The organism is Streptomyces apocyni (assembly GCF_009739465.1).
Classification (GTDB): domain Bacteria; phylum Actinomycetota; class Actinomycetes; order Streptomycetales; family Streptomycetaceae; genus Streptomyces; species Streptomyces apocyni.
This window is the reverse complement of record NZ_WHOM01000078.1, coordinates 51,230-69,821: the sequence shown is the minus strand read 5'-3', so window position 1 is coordinate 69,821 and position 18,592 is coordinate 51,230. Positions and strand designations below refer to the sequence as shown.

The window sequence follows — 18,592 nt, the reverse complement described above, 5'->3', positions numbered from 1 at the left end:
CCTGTCTAGCGGAGCGTAGTGCCAACAATCCACGCTGTTAGCCCAGTTAGGAAAGGGTGAGGACGTGGAGCAGCAGGCGGGCGCGGCACGCCATGCGAACACAGGCGAGACCCGGAAGGCCCGCCGTGTCTTTCGATACGTGCCATTCACGATCGAGCAAGACGTGACGGCGGAACCGGAGTACGAGGCCCGTTGCGTGTCCGGCGACGAAACCGAATGCGGCGCGCGGTCCGGCACGCACTGCCACCCCGGACCGGTCGAGGAGTGGCAGCGCAAGCACACCCAGGAGACCAGGCACACGCGCTACCGCCGGAACTTCGGCGACTACGCGGTCATGCAACCCCCGGCAGAGTGGGTCGCACTGGTGCGGGCGAACGGGGGCACGGCGTGACGTTCGCCCCCGCTGTCGAGCGTCCGTGGCGCGATGCGTGGCCGTTGGTCGCGCAGACGGGCGACGGCAACGCGTGGGTCGCCGGGGTCTGTTGGTTGTACTGCCGACGCGACGGCGTGCGCGTGCTGTGGGTCGGCTCGGTGAACACCCCCGGCGCGACGGGTGACGTGTACGCCTGTGGCCCGTGCATCGCGGAGCTTGACCGCATGGTGCGCGTCCAGTCGCACGGCAGGGACGCGCCTGCCGACCGCGCCGCGCAGTCCGCCACGCTCACCATGCCCGCGCACGCACCCCCGCCGAGTGCCTTGCCTGTAGGCGAGCCCGGCGGTCGTCACCGGCTACCGCGCCGCAAGCGAGATCGCCTGCCCGCGGCTCTACTGGCCGGGCAGGCGCGATGACCCAGACCAAGACGTGTGAGCACCTGAAGACCGAGAAGCGCGACGGCAAGACCTACTGCCGTACTTGTAAGCGACAGCTCTACCTGTGAAGACTCCGCCCCCTGCCGGGGCGACCTGTTGACGGTTCTCCCACACCGCAAGACCCCCGGCAGGGGAGCGGGTGCGCCAGCGCACGACACGACGCGAAGGAGTCCGCCACCGTGACAGCCATCATCGACAACCCCACCAATGCGCCCGTAGAGCGGCTGAGTTCGCTTGCGCTGGAGATCACCGGCCAGTGTCAGAACACCTGCGCCTCACACTGCTACGCCAAGTCAGGACCGCACGGCAGTCACGGCACCATGCGACGGGAGGACTGGTTCGCGCTGTTGGACCAGGCCGAGGGGCTCGGCGTCTGCATGGTGCAGTACATCGGTGGCGAACCCACCCTGCACCCCCACCTGCCTCGACTGATCGACCGCGCGCTGAGTCTTGGCCTGCGGGTTGAGGTGTTCTCGAACCTCGTGCATGTGCGCCCGTCGATGTGGCGCACCTTCGAGCGGACCGGAGTGTCGCTGGCCACCTCGTACTACAGCGACAACGCGGCCGAGCACGAGCAGATCACCGGCGGGCGCGGCTCCTACGCGCGCACAAAGGCGAACATCGTCGAAGCGATCCGCCGCGGTATCCCGCTACGCGCCTCGCTCGTGCACGTCCTCGACGGGCAGGCCGTCGACGGAGCGCGCGCGGAGCTACGGCGGCTTGGCGTCGCCGGGGAAATCCGACTCGACCGGGTCCGGGCCATCGGCAACGGCGACAGCGTGAGCGTCACCCTTCACGATCCGGCCGAACTGTGCGGCCGGTGCGGCACGGACCGCGCGGCCATCAGCCCTGACGGCGTTGTCACGCCGTGCGTCATGTCCCGGTGGCTGACGGCCGGAAGCATCCAGACACAGACCCTCGCCGAGATCCTGAACGGGCCTGAGTGGGCCGACCGTATGGCCGTCATTCCGCGCAGGAGTGGCGGGGGCTGTGTCCCGGACTCGTGCACTCCCCGAGAGGACTCGTGCCAGCCTTCCTCAGGTGTGGTGACGGCGTGCAACCCCGACCAGGATGGTTCGGACTGCGCGCCCGCGGAAACCGAAGCCTGTAACCCCAAGTACTGAAAGCAGGCTGGTCATGGACTGGGAGACACACGCGCGGCGGCTGGCGGCCGACACCGTCCGGCCCGAATCGCGCTGGTACGGGCCGCTCGCCACCGTCCCCCGGCACGTCCTCGTGCCGCGCTGGTGGGCGAACGACGGTGACCGGTGGGTGCTGCGGGACGGCCCCAGCGACCCCGAGGCGTGGGCGCGGGCGGCGTACGGTCACGGCACGCTCGTGACCCGCGTGGGACCGCTGCACGCCGACGACGCCGAGCCCGGCGCCGAGGTCACCAGCGGGCACCCCACATCGTCCTCGACGCTGCCCAGCCTGGTCGTCACCATGTACCGGCACGCGGTGATCGCGGACGACTCGGACGTGCTGGTCACGACCGGAACCGGCTACGGCACCGCGCTTGCCTGTCGCCGCCTGACAGACAAGCAGGTGACGAGCATCGACGTAGACCCCGCCCTCGTCGACAAAGCGAGCGAGCGGCTGGCATCCGTCGGACTGAACCCGCGCGTGGCCGTCTGCGACATCACCGGTCCCCTGCCTGGTGCGTACGACCGGATCGTGTCCACCGTGTCCGTACAGCCCGTTCCCGCCTCATGGCTGGCCGCGCTGAAGCCGGGCGGGCGCCTGGTGACGACGATCGCCCGCACGGGCCTGATCGTCACCGCGGACAAGACCCCCGACGGCGGCGCCGTTGGCCGTATCACGCCAGACGCGGCCGGATTCATGGCCACGCGCCATGGCGACGACTACCCGCCCGGCCTCGACGCGGTGTACGAGCAGGCCAGGACAGCGGAGGGGGAAGCGGTGACGACCGGCCGGTATCCCGTGCTGTACGTACCGGACGCGTGGGACGTGTGGTCCATGCTCGAACTCGCCGTGCCGGGCGTCGAGCACCGGCGCATGGACGACGGAGACCGGCGGACCGTGTGGTTGCTCCACCCCGACGGGTCATGGGCGCGCGCTGCAGGCGTGTGGACCGACCCGCCCACCGTGCATCAGAGCGGGCCGCGCCGCCTGTGGGACGAACTCGAACGTATCCGGCACCGCCTCAACTGTGAGGGCGGCCTGCCCGTCTACGGCGCGCACGTCCGCATCGACCCCGACGGCACCGCACATCTCAAACGCGGCGCCTGGTCGGCGACCATCAGCTGACCGACTCCGCCATTTTCGCCGCGTTGCGCGCTTGGCATGCACGTCCACTCCCGTGACGCGGCGCAGCGCGAGCACCCCACGCCCGGCGTCCGGTACCTGGTGGGTACGTGCCTGTGCCATCGGTCGGCGCTGGGCCTACTCAAGGGCGGGCGGTCGTGATGTCCCGCCGTGCCTGGTGGGCGCGTGCGCTGTCGTGCGTGTGGGTGCTGACGCTGATGGCCGTTTACGGGCTGGCTCTCCACGCGGTGGTGGACCTGGTCCGTTAGCTGTAACCGCGTGCCGTTCGCGAGTTGTTCCGTCTCGGTGACGTGACTGGCTGACTCGCTTTCAGGTGTGCGGGGGTGCCTCCGGGGGCGGAGTAGCCGCTCCCGGCAGGCGCACCGTCGCCGCCGTGCCGCCGCCCTCCGCCGCGCGCAGCGTCACCTCGCCGCCGCACTGGTGCACCGTACGGGCCACGATGGACAGGCCCAGGCCCGAGCCGGGCAGGGCGCGGGCCGCCGGGGAGCGCCAGAAGCGGTCGAAGACGTGCGGGAGTTCATCCGGGGAGATGCCGGGGCCGTGGTCGCGGACGGTCAGTTCGCCGTCGAGGAGGGTCACTTCGATGGTGGAGTTCTGCGGGCTGAACTTGACCGCGTTGTCCAGGAGGTTGATCAGGGCGCGCTCTAGGGCGGGGGGCTCGGCCCGTACGTACCACGGGGTGAGGTCCGCCGTGATGGTGAGGTCGGGGCCCGCGCGCAGGCGGGCGCGCTCCAGGGCCGTTTCGGCGATCTCGTGCAGAGCGACGACCTGGATCTTGCCGCTGGAGGTCGCGTCCGGGCGGGAGAGTTCCTGTAGGTCGCCGATGAGAGCGGCGAGTTCGGTCATCTGGGCGGTGACGGAGGCGAGGAGTGCCTTGCGGTCGTCCGGGGGGATGGCGCGGCCGGTCTCCTCGCTGCGGGCGAGGAGTTCGATGTTCGTACGGAGTGAGGTCAGCGGCGTACGGAGCTCGTGGCCCGCGTCCGCGATCAGCTGCTGCTGGAGGTCGCGGGACGAGGCCAGCGCGGCGGTCATCGCGTTGAAGGAGCGGGCCAGCCGGGCGATCTCGTCGTCGCTGTCGCCCTCCAGCGGGATGCGGACGGTCAGGTCCTGGGTGCGGGCGATGTGCTCGACGGCTCCGGTCAGGTCGTTGACCGGGCGCAGTCCGGTACGGGCGATCACCAGGCCCGCCGCCCCGGCGCCGAGCACGCCGATCCCGGCGACGGCGAGGAGGAGCAGGGCCAGCTGGTTCAGCGCGCTGTCGATCTCCGACGTGGGGCGGGCGATCGACACGGTGAGCCCGGTCGCTGTGTCCTGGCGGGTGAGGACACGGACCTTCTGCCCGTCGTCGGTGCGGCCGTCGTGCAGGGATTCACGGAGGAACTGCTGGGCGACCTCCAGGTCGGAGTCCTCCACCCGGAGCGACTTCGAGCTGAACCCGACACAACGGCTGCCGTCGGGCTGGATCACCTGGATGTAGGCGGTGCCGGGAGGGAGGTTCCCGGCGGGAGCTGTCTGGCTCTCGTCGCGGCACTTGCTTACCGTGTCCAAGAGGTAGTCGCGGCTGGCGTTCATCCCCCGCAGGGACGTGTCGAGCTCGCTTCGCAGCTGCTGCCGGGTCAGCAGCCAGCACGCCGCGGCGGCGGCCGCGACCGCGACCGCCACCGCCGTGGCCACCAGCATCGCGAGCCGGGTCCGCAGCGGCAGCGCCCGGAAGCGACGGATCACTCGGCGCCGCCTGGGCCACCCGGGCCACCCGGGCTGGCCGCGGTCCGCAGGGCGTAGCCGACTCCGCGCACGGTGTGCAGCAGGCGCGGCTCGCCGCCCGCCTCGGTCTTGCGGCGCAGATACATCACGTACACGTCGAGGGAGTTCGAGCTCGGCTCGAAGTCGAAGCCCCAGACGGCCTTCAGGATCTGCTCGCGGGTGAGCACCTGGCGCGGGTGGGCCAGGAACATCTCCAGGAGCGTGAACTCGGTACGGGTCAGCTCGACCGGGCGGGCGCCGCGTACCACTTCGCGGGTCGCCAGGTTCATCCGGAGGTCGCCGAAGGACAGGACGTCGTCGTCGATCTGGTCGGCGCTGACGGCCGCCGCGTACGAGCTGCGCCGCAGCAGCGCGCGGATGCGGGCGAACAGCTCGTCCAGCTCGAACGGCTTGGGCAGGTAGTCATCGGCTCCCGCGTCGAGGCCGGTGACCCGGTCGCCGATGGTGTCGCGCGCGGTGAGCATCAGGATCGGGGTCGTGGAGCCGGTGGCGCGCAGCCTGCGGGCCGCGGTGAGGCCGTCCATGCGGGGCATCTGGATATCGAGGACGACGAGGTCGGGGGCGTACGTCGCGGCCTTGTCCAGCGCTTCGATTCCGTCCCCGGCGACCTCGGTGGCGTATCCCTCGAAGGCGAGGCTGCGCTGGAGGGCCTCGCGGACGGCGGGCTCGTCGTCGACGATCAGGATGCGCTGCGGGGCGGCATCGGGGGCGGCGGCGTTCATCGGTGTCGGGTCCTCGGGGTGTGCGGGTGGTCAGGGTCCGAGTGGTTCGTGTCGCTCGTGTCGCTCGGGTCGTTCGGGTCGTTCGAGTGGTCCGGGTACAGGCTCTCAGTTCCGTTCGCCCGCGCGGAGCCCCGCGAGGTCGTCCTTGACCGTGTTGACCGGGATGGCGAAGCCGAGGCCGACGCTGCCCGAGTTCGCGCCGGAGGAGGCGCTCGGTGAGTACATCGCGGAGTTGATGCCGATGATGTTGCCGTTCATGTCGATCAGCGCGCCACCGGAGTTGCCCGGGTTGAGCGAGGCGTCGGTCTGTAGGGCCTTGTACGTCGTCTTGGACGACCCGGTGTCGCCGTTGAACTGCTCACCGCCGTACTCGAACGGCCACCGGTCCTGGCCGCCGCCGTCGCCGTTTCCGCCGCGCTGGCCCTGGCCGCCGTCCGTCGAGACCGTGACGTCGCGGTCGAGGGCGGAGATGATGCCGCTGGTGACGGTGCCGGTGAGGCCTTCGGGGGAGCCGATCGCGACGACCGTATCGCCGACCTTGAGGTGGTCGGAGTCGCCGAGCGAGGCGGCCTTGAGGCCGGACGCGTCCCGCAGCTTGATCAGCGCCAGGTCCTTGGAGCTGTCGGTGCCGACCACCTCGGCGTCGTACGACTTTCCGTCGCTGGTCGTCACCTTGATCGAGCTGGCGCCGGAGATGACGTGGTTGTTGGTGATGATCTCGCCGTCCTCGGTGATGATCACGCCGGAGCCGGTGGACTGGCCGGAGCCGCCGTTCGCGCTGATCTCCACGATGCTGGGGCTGACCGCGTCGGCGACGCCGCTGACCGTGCCCCGCTGGCTGGTGGGTACGACGGGCGTGCTGGAGCTGGCGGCGGGGCTCGCGCTCCCGAACAGCTCCTGGGCGGCGTAGGCGGTGCCGCCGCCGATCGCCGCGGCGAACAGGGCGACACCGGCGAGCACGGCGACCGGGCGCTTGGCGCGGTGGCGGGTCGGGGTCGGGGGCGCGGGTGGGGCGTAGGGCGCCGGTGGGGCGTACGGCGGCGGGGGCGGGAAGCCGTCGTACCCGCTACCGTCGTACCCGCTGCCGTCGGGACTCGGAGCGGAGCTGTCAGTGGGCTGCTGCTCGGGGTACTCGCCGTCGCGGCGGAAGCTCTCGGTCATGTCTCAGAGCTTCGCCAGCCACCATGAGAGCTGTCTGAGTACGCCCTGAGAAGCCCGGCAGAACCGTGTATGCCCGATATAAAGGCAGCCGGACGACCGGACTACCGACTGCCGGATCAGTCGCAGCCGCAGGAGCGGCGGACCGTCAGCCGGGACGGGAACTGGCGCAGCCGCTCGCGTCGGGAGCCCGCCGCCCGCACCCCGTCGTCGAGGACCAGGTCGACCGCCGCCCGCGCCATCGCCTGGCGGTCCGATGCCACCGTCGTCAGCGGCGGGTCGGTGAGCGCGGCTTCCTTGACGTCGTCGAAGCCCGCGACGGCCAGCTCGCCCGGCACGTCGATCCGCAGCTCGCGCGCGGCCCGCAGCACACCGATCGCCTGGTCGTCCGTCGCGCAGAAGATCGCGGGCGGACGGTCGGGCCCGCCCAGCAGGGTCAGCGCGAGCTGGTAGGCGTCATAGCGGTTGAACGGGGCGTGAAAGAGCCGCCCCTCGGTGGAGCGGCCCGCCTCCTGCATGGCCCGGCGCCAGCCCTCGACGTGGTCGGTGACTGGGTCGCCGGTCAGCGGGGTGTCCTCGGTGCCGCCCAGACAGGCCACGTAGGCGTAGCCGTGCTCCAGGAGGTGACGGGTGGCCAACTGCGCCCCGCCGATGTCGTCCGTGACGACCGCGACGTCGTCGGCGGTCATGGCCTCGGGCCGCTCGTGCAGCAGCACCACGCGCGCGTCCCAGGCGTCGATCTCGGCGGCGGCCTGCGCGGTGAGGCCCTGGCTGACCAGGATCAGACCGGAGACCCGCATGCCGAGGAACGCCCGCAGGTAGTGCACCTCGCGTTCGTGCAGGTAGTCGGAGTTGCCGACCAGGACCATCTTTCCGCGGTCGGCGGCGGCCTGCTCCACGGCGTGTGACATCTCCGCGAAGAACGGCTGCCGCGCGTCCGGCACGATCATGCCTATGAGGTCCGTACGGCGCGACGCCATCGCCTGCGCGACCCGGTCCGGGCGGTAGCCCAGCTCCTTGATCGCGGCGAGTACCCGCTCGCGCGTGGCCGGGGCGACCGGCCTCGGTCCGTTGTTGATGACGTAGCTGACGACCGCGGTCGACGTACCCGCCAGTCGCGCTACATCGTCCCTAGTCACCTTGGCCACGCGCGTGAGTCTACGCGGGAAGAGTCATCGCTTGGCAGGGCGCATGACCGCATCGTTATGCACGGAGTCCGACGGGGCGGGTGCCGATTCGGTCGGCTGTGCGCTCGGGGGCGCGCTCTTCTGCCCCTCGCCAGGCGGCTGGGGGCGGGCGGCCTTCGCCTGCTTCTCGTCCGCGCCCCGGTCGACCTTTTCCGGGGTGACGAATCGGTATCCGACGTTACGGACGGTGCCGATCAGCGCCTCGTGCTCCGGGCCCAGCTTGGCCCGCAGCCGCCGTACGTGGACGTCGACCGTACGCGTGCCGCCGAAGTAGTCGTAGCCCCAGACCTCCTGGAGCAGCTGCGCCCGGGTGAAGACCCGGCCGGGGTGCTGGGCGAGGTACTTCAGCAGCTCGAACTCCTTGAAGGTCAGGTCCAGGACCCGGCCCTTGAGCTTGGCGCTGTAGGTCGCCTCGTCCACGGAGAGGTCGCCGTTACGGATCTCCATCGGGGAATCGTCGCCGGTGAGCTGCTGGCGGCCCATCGCGAGCCGCAGCCGGGCCTCGACCTCGGCCGGGCCCGCGGTGTCGAGCAGGACATCGTCGATGCCCCAGTCAGCGGTGACGGCCGCGAGGCCGCCCTCGGTGACCACGAGCACCAGCGGACAGCCGGGGCCGGTCGACCGCAGAAGTTGGCAGAGGCTGCGGACCTGCGGAAGGTCACGGCGGCCGTCGATCAGGATCACGTCGGCACCTGGGGTGTCGACGAGTGCCGGGCCCTCGGCGGGGGCCACCCGCACGTTGTGCAACAGCAAGCCAAGGGCGGGGAGTACCTCCGTCGACGGCTGGAGGGCATTGGTGAGCAGCAGCAGAGAACTCATGGCCGCCCACCTGCCTGGCTCGGACTGGGGTGGTGCTGGTTTCGCTCGCCCATTACGTCGGTTCCTCCTCGGTCCCTGCGAGGACGTATGTGGCAGTGCTGGTCGTGCTGTGGTGCTGGTGTTGCTGGTGGTGCTTTGGCGGTCCCGCGCCCTGGAGCCGCCGCTTTCCACACTTCGCCTTCCGGTGGGTATCGGGCTTGAGGCCTAAAGCCTGCCGGAAAGCACGAAAGGACCCAGGGGCTGCGTTGCCCGGGTCCTTCGCCAAGCAGAATAACCCACATGACTTCCGCCGCGGCAGGCCGAACCGAAGGATCTTCTGTGCAGCCGATCACTCGGCACGAGACGGTTGGTGTGGCGCGGGCCACATTGCACTCTGGTTTGCGCGCGACTTTGCGCACGGCTGACGGGGTCGCGATCGACGCGCGGTACGAGCCGGGCGCGCTCGGCGCCGAAGGACCGGTCATCGTGGTCGCGCACGGTTTCACGGGGAATCTGGAGCGGCCGCATGTGCGGCGGGCGGCGGGGGTCTTCACGCGGTACGCGGCCGTGGTCACGTTCTCCTTCCGGGGCCACGGGAAGTCGGCCGGGCGCTCGACGGTCGGTGATCGCGAGGTGCTGGACCTGGCGGCGGCCGTGCGGTGGGCGCGTTCGTTCGGGCACGCGCGCGTGGTGACCGTTGGCTTCTCCATGGGCGGTTCGGTGGTGCTGCGGCAGGCGGCGCTGGGGCGTTCCCGGGAGGGGGCGAGGGAGGGGGCGGCGCGCGGGGGGCGCATGGAAGGCTGGGGGCGCGTAGAGGCGCGCGATGGGGCGGTTAGTGGAGCGGTCGGTACGGCGGTTGACGGTGTCGATGGCGTCGCGGGTGTTGCCGCTGTCGACGGCGTTGACGGCGTTGACGGCGTTGACGGTGTGGTGTCCGTCAGTGGCCCGGCCCGCTGGTACTACCGCGGTACGGCTCCGATGCGGCGGCTGCACTGGGTGGTCACCCGCCCTCTCGGCCGGGCGGTCGGCCGCCATGTCCTGGGCACCCGTATCCAGCGCGACGAGTGGGACCCGGTGCCGCTGTCGCCGGTCGCGGCCGTGCCGCTGATCGCCCCGACGCCGCTGCTCATCGTGCACGGCGACGCCGATCCGTACTTCCCCCTGGACCACCCCCGGATGCTGGCCTCGGCGGCGCCCGACGACACGGAACTGTGGCTGGAGCCGGGGATGGGCCACGCCGAGCACGCGGCGGACGACGCGCTGCTGGCGCGGATCGGGGCCTGGGCGGTGGCGGCCCGGGTCTGAGCGCCCTGCCACAGGCCGCATCATGGAGGCGGTACTACAACGTAAGGAGCCGCTGCGATGGCAATCGGCACTATCCGCTACTGGGCGGCCGCCAAGTCGGCCGCCGGTGTCGCAGAGGAGCCGTATGACGCGGCGACCCTGGCCGACGCGCTGGACGCCGCGCGGCTGCGACACCCCGGGGAACTGGAGCGCGTCCTGCGGCGATGCTCGTTCCTTATTGACGGTGACCCTGTCGGTACCCGTGCGCATGAGACCGTACCGCTGGCCGAGGGCGGCACGGTCGAGGTGCTCCCGCCGTTCGCAGGAGGGTGACCGCGAGATGAGTAACCAGCCGTACGACCCGTACGACGACCCGTATCAGCAGGACCAGCACCACCAGCACCACCAGCAGCAGCCGTACCAACCGCATCAGCCGTACCCGCCGCAGCCCGAGCCGCAGTGGCCCGCCGATTCGCAGTGGCCCACCGGGCAGCAGATGCCGGGCGACTCGCAGCAGACCCAGACCTGGCAGGCGCAGACCTGGGAGACCTCGGTCCAGCCCCCCGTGGCGCCGACGGCACCGGCCGCACCCGCCGCGCCCCTGAACGCGGCGGAGACGGCGTATCTGCCGCAGCAGGCCTCGCCGGAGCCGGTCATCGGGCCCGAGCATGGCTACGCCCCCTTCGCGCAGCCCCTGGCGCCCGAGCAGCCGTACGGGGCTGCGGCGCACGCGTACCCGACCCACGCGTCCGAAGCCCCGGCGCCGACCTCTCCGCACACGGCTGCTCACCCGCGGCCGGATGACGCCGCAGCCGCGGGCCCCGGCTACGGACCCGCCACCACCACCGGCAACCCCCGGATCACCGACGCCCAGCGGGCCCGCGCCGAGGGCCGGTCGCCGATCATCGCGCCCGGTATGCAGCCCGCCGCGCTCACCGCCGTACTGGCCCTGCTGCTCGCGGGCGGCGCCGCGATCGGGTCGTACGCGCTGCTGGTGCCGCTGGTGCTGTTGCAGGCCGTCACCGCGGCGGGCTGGTTCCGGCTGAACGGCATGTGGCCCGCCCGGCAGGGCATCGCGCTCGCCTTCCTGGGCGGCGTCGTCGCGGACGCGGTGCTGCTGGGCGTCGGCCGGGAGCACGCGCCCGCCGCGATCCTGGGCACCCTCGGTGGGTGGGTGCTGCTCACCCTCGTACTCCAGCTGCGCAGCCGCGCGGGCGCCGACGAGCGGATGTACGGCCTGATGGCGACCGTCGCGTCGGCGGCGCTGGCCATCCTGGCGGCCGGGCACCTCGGGGCGGAACCCGCGGCGATCTCGGTGGGCGCGGTGGCCGTGGCCGCCGCCGTACTCGCCCGAGCGCTGCCGCTGCCCGGTGTGGCCTCCGTCGTGGTGGCGCTGTTGGCCGCTGCCGGTGCCGGGATCGTCGCCGGGCAGCTGACCGGCGTCGTCGCCCAGGGCGCGGCGCTGCTGGGGCTCGGCGCCGGGGTGTGCGCGCTGGTCGGGCTGCGGGTGGCCAGCTACGACTACCCGTCCCGCTTCGTGCACATGACGGCGGGTGTCGCGCTGCCGCTGGCACTGGCCGCGCCCGCGGTGTACGTACTGGGCCGGGTCGTGGCCTGAGAGCCCGGCCGAAACCCCTGATCGTCACAGCTGGTCGACAGTCCCCCGCGACGGCAAGTCGTGGGGGATGTGTCGTTTAGGGTCGAACAACGACAGCTGAGGTGGGGGAAACACCGAATCATGCGCGCACTGCGAATCATCCTGATCATCACTGTGGTTCTGGGGGGCCTGTTCGTGGCGGCCGACCGCCTGGCGGTCGGCTTCGCCGAGGACAAGGCGGCGGACCGGCTGCGGACCAGCGAGGGCCTGGCGCAGACGCCGGACGTCTCGATCAAGGGCTTCCCGTTCCTCACCCAGGTCATGAGCGGTGAGTTCGACGAGGTGCGGATCGGCATCGACGGCCTGGAGGCGTCGAACGAGGGCGAGAAGGTCCGCATCGAGGAGCTGAAGGCCACGATGCACGACGTCGCGTTCTCCAACAACTACAGCTCGGCCACCGCGAGTCGGGCCACCGGCTCGGCCCGGATCTCGTATGCCGAACTGCTGAAGGCCGCCGAGGTGGAGCCCGTACAGGTGATGCCCGGAGTGACCGCCAAGGTGACCGGCCTGTCCGACGGCGGCGACGGCAAGATCAAGGTCGAGATCGAGGTCACCGGCACGATGCCGGGCACCGGGCAGAAGTTCACCACCCCCGCGGAGGTGCTGAGTTCGGTGATCGTCGATGGCGGGAACACGGTGAAGGTACGGGCGGACACGATGCCGCGGCTGACCGCGCTGCCGATCGCCGACGCGAAGCTGCGGGAGATCACCGACTTCGAGCAGAAGGTCGACGGGCTGCCGTCCGGGATCGGCCTGGAGAAGGTGGAGGCGGTGGCGGACGGTGTCGCGATCTCGGTGACGGGCTCCCAGGTGAGGCTGGCGGGCTAACTCGCTAACTCGGTGAGTCGCTAACTCGGTGAGTCGCTGACCGGTCCCGGCCAGCGAAATGCGAGGTTGTCCGAAATTCGAGACGCCCTCGTCCGATCAGTAGATACACAGCACCCCCGAGCCGCCCCGTCCCCGTGCGGGGCCAGCCTCGACCCGCATTCGATCCCGACATGCGGACGATCGCGTCTCACGATCCGACACGCCGGTGACACGGCCCGGCAGCATCCCTACGATCGACCCCATGAAGCAGCGACAGGCGGACCTCACGAAGCGGCGGGCAGTAGACCTGTGCCGCGTCGCCGCCATGCTCTGTCGCGCCATCTGAGCGGGAGTTCCCACTCCCGTATCCCAGGCCCTTCGACCTCAGTCAGGGCCGCCCGTGTGCCCTGCGCCGACGCTGACGCATACCCGCAAACGCTCGTGCCGACCCGACGTCCGCAGCAGCACACTCTCGCGTACCGCCCCCGCCGCAACTGCCCGAACTGCCCCGAACTGCCCCGAACTGCCCCGGAGGAGTAGAAAACATGAGCCGCAGTGACGTCCTGGTAGACGCCGACTGGGTCGAGGCCAACCTCGACAACCCGAAGGTCGTCATCGTCGAGGTCGACGAGGACACCTCCGCGTACGACAAGAACCACATCACGAACGCCGTCAAGATCGACTGGAAGCAGGACCTGCAGGACCCGGTCCGCCGCGACTTCGTCGACCAGGCCGGTTTCGAGGCCCTGCTCTCGCAGCGCGGCATCGCGAACGACGACACGGTCATCCTCTACGGCGGCAACAACAACTGGTTCGCCAGCTACGCCTACTGGTACTTCAAGCTGTACGGCCACGACTCGGTGAAGCTCCTCGACGGCGGCCGCAAGAAGTGGGAGCTGGACTCCCGCGACCTGGTCAGCGAGGTCCCCAAGCGCCCGGCCACCGAGTACAAGGCCAAGGCTCAGAACACCGCGATCCGCGCCTTCCGCGACGACGTGCTCGCCGCGATCGGCACCCAGAACATCGTCGACGTACGCTCGCCCGACGAGTTCAGCGGCAAGCTCCTCGCCCCGGCCCACCTGCCGCAGGAACAGTCGCAGCGCCCCGGCCACGTACCGAGCGCCCGCAGCATCCCGTGGTCCAAGAACGCCAACGACGACGGCACCTTCAAGTCGGACGACGACCTCAAGCAGCTCTACGCCGACGAGCAGGTCGACCTCGCCAAGGACACCATCGCCTACTGCCGCATCGGTGAGCGCTCGGCGCTCACCTGGTTCGTGCTGCACGAGCTGCTCGGCGTCGAGAACGTCAAGAACTACGACGGCTCGTGGACCGAGTACGGCTCCTTGGTCGGCGTGCCGATCGAGCTCGGCTCCAACTGAGCGACTGACCGATTCAGCGACTCAGCAACTGAGCTACTGAGCGACTGAGCGACACCAACCGACCCACTCGCACCAGAGGACAGGACTGACGAGATGTGTGGAGCAAAGGCTGGCGGCCCGGACCTGGCAGGCGTTGACGTGGCCGGGGAGACGATCATCCAGGGTTCCGTGACCCGCGACGGCGAGCCGGTCTCCGGCTACGTACGTCTGCTCGACGGCGGCGGCGAGTTCACCGCCGAGGTTCCGACCTCGGCGACCGGACAGTTCCGCTTCTTCGCGGCGCCCGGTACGTGGACCCTGCGGGCCCTGGTGCCCGGCGCGACGGCCGACCGTACGGTCGTGGCCCAGCAGGGCGGGGCGGCCGAGGTCGCCATCGCCGTCTGATCCAGACGGCACACCTACGGCCGGAGGGCCGCGCCCCTGGGGGTTGGACGCTTACCAGGACAAAGGGTGCGGCTCTCCGGCTTTTCCGTCCTACGCTGGACCTATGCTGGCGAGACGGATGCATGTCTACTTCGTCATGATGGGCGGCTGTCTGGCCCTGTTCGTACTGGGGTCGGCCGTCGTACGGCTCTGGTCGGTCCCCGCGGCTGTCGCAATGTGCGTGGTCGCGATGGTCCTCGCGCCGCTCTCCGCCATCGTCGCCAACCGGCGAGGCCCGGACGACCGCTGGTGGGACGATCCGTCCGGGGACCCGAAGTCCGACGAGTGGTGGGACGAACTGGACGGCAAGAAGCGCCGCGGCTCCGAATGACCGGCCGGGTTCAGTAGACGAGCGCCTGGGCCCCATCCGCCATGATCTCGCTGACGAACACCTGAGCCCCCGCAATCCGCACCCCCTCCAGCACGTCCTTCTCGCCGATGTCCCGTCGGGCCGCGCACTGCGTACACAGCGTGACCTGCCCGGCCGCCTGGATCGACGCCAGCAGATCCGGCAACGGCGCGGCATGCGGCAGCTCAAACTCCGCGGCCCGCCCCGGCAACGCGAACCACGCCGACTCACCGGTCAGCCACAGCGAGATCTCCACCCCACTGGCCGCGGCCACAGCCGCCACCGTAAAGGCCTGCGAGCAGCGCTCAGGGGCATCGGCCCCGGCGGTCACCTTGATCACGAGCTTCTTCGCCATGCCCGCACTGTATGCCCGCACTGAAATCACACCCGGCGGACCTCACAGAGAGAGCCGGGCGGCGGCCGACTAAGCTGGGTCCGGCTCTGTCCTGCTCACCATCCACCACGCCCATCCACCACTCACCGTTCACCATCGCTCATCGAGGAGCACCCCGTGCTTGTGGCATTCTTCGAGTCTCTGTTGGTTCTGGTCGCCGTCGGCGTTCTCGCGTTCTCCGTGCTGGCCGTGAAGAAGCTGTACCAGGGCCAGCGCTGACCGCCCGCACACCCCGCACCGCCTCCTACACAGATCGCCTGAGCTGAACTCATGATCGAGATCCCGTCCGACCTCCACCCGGACCTCGTCCCCCTCGCCTTCCTGCTGGGCAACTGGGCGGGCGCGGGAGTCTCTGACTTCCCCGGCGCCGAGAAGTGCAACTTCGGGCAGGAGGTCAGCTTCAGCCACGACGGCCGGGACTTCCTGGAGTATCGCTCCCACACCTGGGTGCTCGACGCCGAGGGCAACAAGGTCAAGCCGCTGGAGTCCGAGTCCGGCTTCTGGCGTATCGACAAGGAGCGCAAGGTCGAGGTCGTGATGGTCCGCGACGACGGTGTCGTCGAGGTCTGGTACGGCGAGCTGGCGGACAAGAAGCCGCAGATCGACCTGGCAACGGACGCGGTCGCCCGCACCGCCGCGTCCGGCCCGTACAGCGGCGGTAAGCGCCTGTACGGCTACGTCAAGAGCGACCTGATGTGGGTCGGCGAGAAGCAGACCCCCGAGGTCCCGCTGCGCCCGTACATGTCAGCTCAGCTGAAGAAGGTCGTCACCCCCGAGGACGTCCAGTCCTGGGCGAAGGACCTCGGCGACCTCCCCGACGACGGCATCGCCTTCTTCAAGTAGACAAGAGACCGCTGCCCGCCTCAGCCAGGCGTTCCAGCCGGCTGCGGGGCGGCGGCGGCCAGCACGGGGTAGTCGGTGTAACCCGTCTCTCCACCCGTGTACATCGTGTACTGGTCCCGTACGGGGTTGAGGGGTGCGCCGACGCGCAACCGTTCGACCAGGTCGGGGTTGGCCAGGAACGCACGGCCCAGCGCGATCAGGTCGGCTCCGGCGGCCAGGAGCCGCTCGCCCGCGTGGCGGCCACCGTCGGCTGGCAGCGGTTGCCCCCACGCCAGCGCGGGGTTGGCGATCAGAGTGCCCGGCCAGGCCGCGCGAATGTCCTGGAAGAGGCCCTGGTCCGGGTTGGCGAACTCGATGTGCAGGTAGGCCGGGCTGATCTCGGCCACGGCGTCGACGAGTGCCGTATAGACGCGCTCGGCGTCACTTTCCTCTTCCTTGATGCCGTTGAAGGTGGCTCCAGGGGAGATACGCAGGCCCACGCGTTCGGGACCGATCGCGTCGGCGACGGCGCGGACCACCTCGACCGCGAATCGGATGCGGCTGGCGACCGGGCCCCCGTAGGCGTCGGTGCGGTGATTGGTGTTCTTCGTCAGGAACTGGTGGATGAGCTGACCGTTGGCCGCGTGTACCTCCACGCCAGCGAAGCCCGCGTCGATGGCGTTGCGCGAGGCCGCGGCGAAGTCGGCCACCGTGGTCCGTATCTCGCCGAGGGCCAGCTCACGCGGAACGACGGAAGGCACGCGCCCTCCGGGGGTGTGGATCGTGTCCGGCAGCGGAACGGGCGAGGGCGCGACCGGCATCAGCCCGCTGTTGTCCGGGTGGCCGACCCGGCCACCGTGCTGCAACTGCAGGAACATCCGGCCACCGGCCGCACGTACCGCGTCGGTGACACGCCGCCACCCGGTCACATGGGTTCGGTCATGGATGGCGGGGATGTTGGGGTAGGTCTGCCCGACGGCGTTGGGCGTGGTCGCCTCGGCGATGATCAGCCCCGCCGAGGCCCGCTGCGCGTAGTAGGTGGCCATGATCGGCTGCGGAACCCCGTCGGCTCCGGCACGGTTACGGGTCAGCGGCGCCATCACCAGCCGGTTCGGCAGGCGCAGAGGCCCGAGGGTGGCGGGGTCGAAGAGGCGGGAGTCAGCTGATGTGCTCGTCATGCCGGTACGGTAAAAGGTGACACCCGTGTCAGATTCAAGCCCCGTGTCGGGCGTCAAGCCCGTGTCAGCCCTGCGGGGCGGACAGTTGTGGGTCGGACAGTTGTGGGTCGGACAGTGGTGGGGCGGACAGTTGCGAGGTGGACCATGCGGATCGGTGAACTGGCGCGGCGGAGCGGGGTGAGTGAACGTTCCCTGCGCTACTACGAGCAGCAGGGCCTGCTGCGGGCCGAGCGAACGCCCGGTGGTCATCGGAACTTCGGCGCGTGGGCGGTCGACCGGGTCATCCGTATCCAGGCGCTCTACGCCGCAGGGTTGACCAGCAAGAAGATCGCGCGGCTGCTTCCGTGTATGCGGGACGAGGACGGCCGCCCGAACGAGTTCGCCACGCCCCAGCTGGTCAACGAGCTGATCGCGGAACGCGACCGCATCGACCGAACGATCGCCGACCTGGTCCGCTCCCGCGACGTCCTGGCCGAAGCAATCGACACTGCGTCAGCCACCGCCCCCAGCACGGCAACCCGCACCTAGCGGACCGTGGAGTACTGGACCACCAGCGGCGCCGGGGTCGGTTGGGGTGGTGGGGGTGGTGGGGGTGGGGCGGGGCTGCGTTGTGGTGGGCCAGTACCGCGTTGGGCGCCGGTGGCCGCCCGGTTCGTCGGATGGTGGCGGGTCCGGGCCGGGTGTAAAGGGCGCTCCCTTTGGTCGCGTCGGCTGCGCCGATTCCGCTGTCGCTCCACCCTTGACACCCGTCCCGGACCCGCGAGGCTGAGGTACACCGGGCGGCCCAAAAACAGGGCAGCGGGACGGGTGGAGGGTGGTGAGCGTTTGAGTGCCGGGTGCGGATTGGTTGTTGGGGCGCATGAGGGGGGTGGGGTGGTGCGACACCGGCTCAGCGGCTGCGGGTCGTGGGGGTGGCCGGTGCGCACGAGGGGGATGGGTGGCCCGACACCGGCTCAGCGCCTGCAGGTCGTGGGGGCGGTCGGTGCGCGCGAAGGCTGAGTGGGTTGTGCTGCCCCGGCTCGGCGGCTGCGGGTCGTGGGTGATCCGAGCGCGCCAAGGCCGGGTGGGAGTGTGGTGTCGGCCTGGCGGCTGCGGACAGTGAGGGTGGCCGGGCGCGCGAGCGGCGGGGTCGGGTGTGGGGCCCCGGCTTGGCAGTTGCGGGTGGTTGCGGGATGCGAGTGGTGGGGTGTGGCCTGTCGGTGTCGGTGTCGGTGTCGGTGTCGGTGTCGGTGTCGGTGTCGGTGTCTGCGGCCTCGGCTTGAGGTCGGCAGGTGGCAGGGGTGGTGGTCTGCTGTCGGCCGTCGCTCACGCCCAGCGCGTGACGCTGAGCGAGGGCCCGGGGTCAGGGTCGGTGAGTCGAGCTGGGGGCTGCTCGGCGACCCCATCCCACCCCTGTCGGAGGTAAAGGGAGACTTTGGTACAGCAAGCCGCCCCTTTTGCCCGACTTTTGGTGTACCAAAGTCGCACTTCACTCCGCGACCTGATCCCACGAGCCCCAGACGTACCCTCCCGCCCCACCGGCCGGTGGCCGCCAGGCCGGGCGCCACTCCCACGCGCCGCTCGCGCGCCCG

At 70.5% G+C, this 18,592-nt stretch carries 19 protein-coding genes; 12 read left to right on the top strand and 7 right to left on the bottom strand.

From position 1 onward, the window contains the following. Positions 1–139: 139 nt before the first annotated feature. From GCN81_RS28860 to GCN81_RS28845, 3 genes are all read left to right on the top strand, one after another. Positions 140–391 (top strand): DUF7848 domain-containing protein, encoded by a 252-nt coding sequence (locus GCN81_RS28860; RefSeq protein ID WP_156727492.1) that lies wholly within the window; start codon positions 140–142, stop codon positions 389–391. Between the two features lie 598 nt (positions 392–989). Beyond that, positions 990–1,934 (top strand): radical SAM protein, encoded by a 945-nt coding sequence (locus GCN81_RS28850; protein WP_156727491.1) that lies wholly within the window; start codon positions 990–992, stop codon positions 1,932–1,934. A 13-nt stretch (positions 1,935–1,947) separates the two neighbouring features. Further along, positions 1,948–3,078 (top strand): methyltransferase domain-containing protein, encoded by a 1,131-nt coding sequence (locus GCN81_RS28845; RefSeq protein ID WP_156727490.1) that lies wholly within the window; start codon positions 1,948–1,950, stop codon positions 3,076–3,078. Between the two features lie 327 nt (positions 3,079–3,405). Here GCN81_RS28845 and GCN81_RS28840 read toward each other — a convergent pair whose 3' ends face one another. From GCN81_RS28840 to GCN81_RS28820, 5 genes are all read right to left on the bottom strand, one after another. Further along, positions 3,406–4,821, bottom strand: a complete 1,416-nt coding sequence (locus tag GCN81_RS28840; RefSeq protein WP_231627052.1) for a sensor histidine kinase — start codon at positions 4,819–4,821, stop codon at positions 3,406–3,408. Then, positions 4,818–5,582 (bottom strand): response regulator transcription factor, encoded by a 765-nt coding sequence (locus GCN81_RS28835; RefSeq protein WP_156727489.1) that lies wholly within the window; start codon positions 5,580–5,582, stop codon positions 4,818–4,820. The genes GCN81_RS28840 and GCN81_RS28835 overlap by 4 nt, the downstream gene beginning before the upstream one ends. Before the next feature lie 105 nt (positions 5,583–5,687). Next, entirely contained in the window at positions 5,688–6,743 is a 1,056-nt protein-coding gene (locus GCN81_RS28830; RefSeq protein WP_156727488.1) for a S1C family serine protease, read from the bottom strand. 116 nt (positions 6,744–6,859) lie between these two features. Continuing rightward, positions 6,860–7,888 (bottom strand): LacI family DNA-binding transcriptional regulator, encoded by a 1,029-nt coding sequence (locus tag GCN81_RS28825; protein WP_156727487.1) that lies wholly within the window; start codon positions 7,886–7,888, stop codon positions 6,860–6,862. A 24-nt stretch (positions 7,889–7,912) separates the two neighbouring features. Continuing rightward, positions 7,913–8,746: a response regulator transcription factor gene (locus GCN81_RS28820; protein ID WP_156727486.1), complete on the bottom strand. Its 834-nt coding sequence runs from the start codon at positions 8,744–8,746 to the stop codon at positions 7,913–7,915. 279 nt (positions 8,747–9,025) lie between these two features. On the opposite strand from GCN81_RS28820, the gene GCN81_RS28815 reads away from it, so the two are divergent. From GCN81_RS28815 to GCN81_RS28785, 7 genes are all read left to right on the top strand, one after another. Next, positions 9,026–10,030 (top strand): alpha/beta hydrolase, encoded by a 1,005-nt coding sequence (locus tag GCN81_RS28815; RefSeq protein WP_156727485.1) that lies wholly within the window; start codon positions 9,026–9,028, stop codon positions 10,028–10,030. 57 nt (positions 10,031–10,087) lie between these two features. After that, the gene (locus GCN81_RS28810) at positions 10,088–10,342 is read left to right on the top strand and encodes a MoaD/ThiS family protein (protein WP_156727484.1); all 255 of its coding nucleotides are present in this window, start codon (positions 10,088–10,090) and stop codon (positions 10,340–10,342) included. A 7-nt stretch (positions 10,343–10,349) separates the two neighbouring features. Then, positions 10,350–11,627: a hypothetical protein gene (locus GCN81_RS28805; protein WP_156727483.1), complete on the top strand. Its 1,278-nt coding sequence runs from the start codon at positions 10,350–10,352 to the stop codon at positions 11,625–11,627. A 120-nt stretch (positions 11,628–11,747) separates the two neighbouring features. Then, positions 11,748–12,494: an LmeA family phospholipid-binding protein gene (locus GCN81_RS28800; protein WP_156727482.1), complete on the top strand. Its 747-nt coding sequence runs from the start codon at positions 11,748–11,750 to the stop codon at positions 12,492–12,494. A 524-nt stretch (positions 12,495–13,018) separates the two neighbouring features. Next, entirely contained in the window at positions 13,019–13,855 is an 837-nt protein-coding gene (locus tag GCN81_RS28795; protein WP_156727481.1) for a sulfurtransferase, read from the top strand. 93 nt (positions 13,856–13,948) lie between these two features. Further along, positions 13,949–14,239 (top strand): DUF1416 domain-containing protein, encoded by a 291-nt coding sequence (locus tag GCN81_RS28790; RefSeq protein WP_156727480.1) that lies wholly within the window; start codon positions 13,949–13,951, stop codon positions 14,237–14,239. Positions 14,240–14,342: 103 nt separating this feature from the next. Continuing rightward, positions 14,343–14,609, top strand: a complete 267-nt coding sequence (locus GCN81_RS28785; RefSeq protein ID WP_156727479.1) for a DUF3099 domain-containing protein — start codon at positions 14,343–14,345, stop codon at positions 14,607–14,609. Positions 14,610–14,619: 10 nt separating this feature from the next. On the opposite strand, the gene GCN81_RS28780 is transcribed toward GCN81_RS28785, so the two are convergent. Next, on the bottom strand, positions 14,620–14,982 hold the full coding sequence (locus tag GCN81_RS28780; protein WP_156727478.1) for a DsrE family protein: 363 nt from the start codon (positions 14,980–14,982) through the stop codon (positions 14,620–14,622). Between the two features lie 309 nt (positions 14,983–15,291). Between GCN81_RS28780 and GCN81_RS28775 the strand changes: the two genes are divergently transcribed. Continuing rightward, positions 15,292–15,864 (top strand): FABP family protein, encoded by a 573-nt coding sequence (locus tag GCN81_RS28775; RefSeq protein ID WP_156727477.1) that lies wholly within the window; start codon positions 15,292–15,294, stop codon positions 15,862–15,864. A 20-nt stretch (positions 15,865–15,884) separates the two neighbouring features. Here GCN81_RS28775 and GCN81_RS28770 read toward each other — a convergent pair whose 3' ends face one another. Then, positions 15,885–17,021, bottom strand: coding sequence for an alkene reductase (locus GCN81_RS28770; protein ID WP_156727476.1), 1,137 nt, complete (start codon positions 17,019–17,021; stop codon positions 15,885–15,887). A 144-nt stretch (positions 17,022–17,165) separates the two neighbouring features. Between GCN81_RS28770 and GCN81_RS28765 the strand changes: the two genes are divergently transcribed. Further along, on the top strand, positions 17,166–17,549 hold the full coding sequence (locus tag GCN81_RS28765; RefSeq protein ID WP_156727475.1) for a MerR family transcriptional regulator: 384 nt from the start codon (positions 17,166–17,168) through the stop codon (positions 17,547–17,549). Positions 17,550–18,592 lie beyond the last annotated feature (1,043 nt).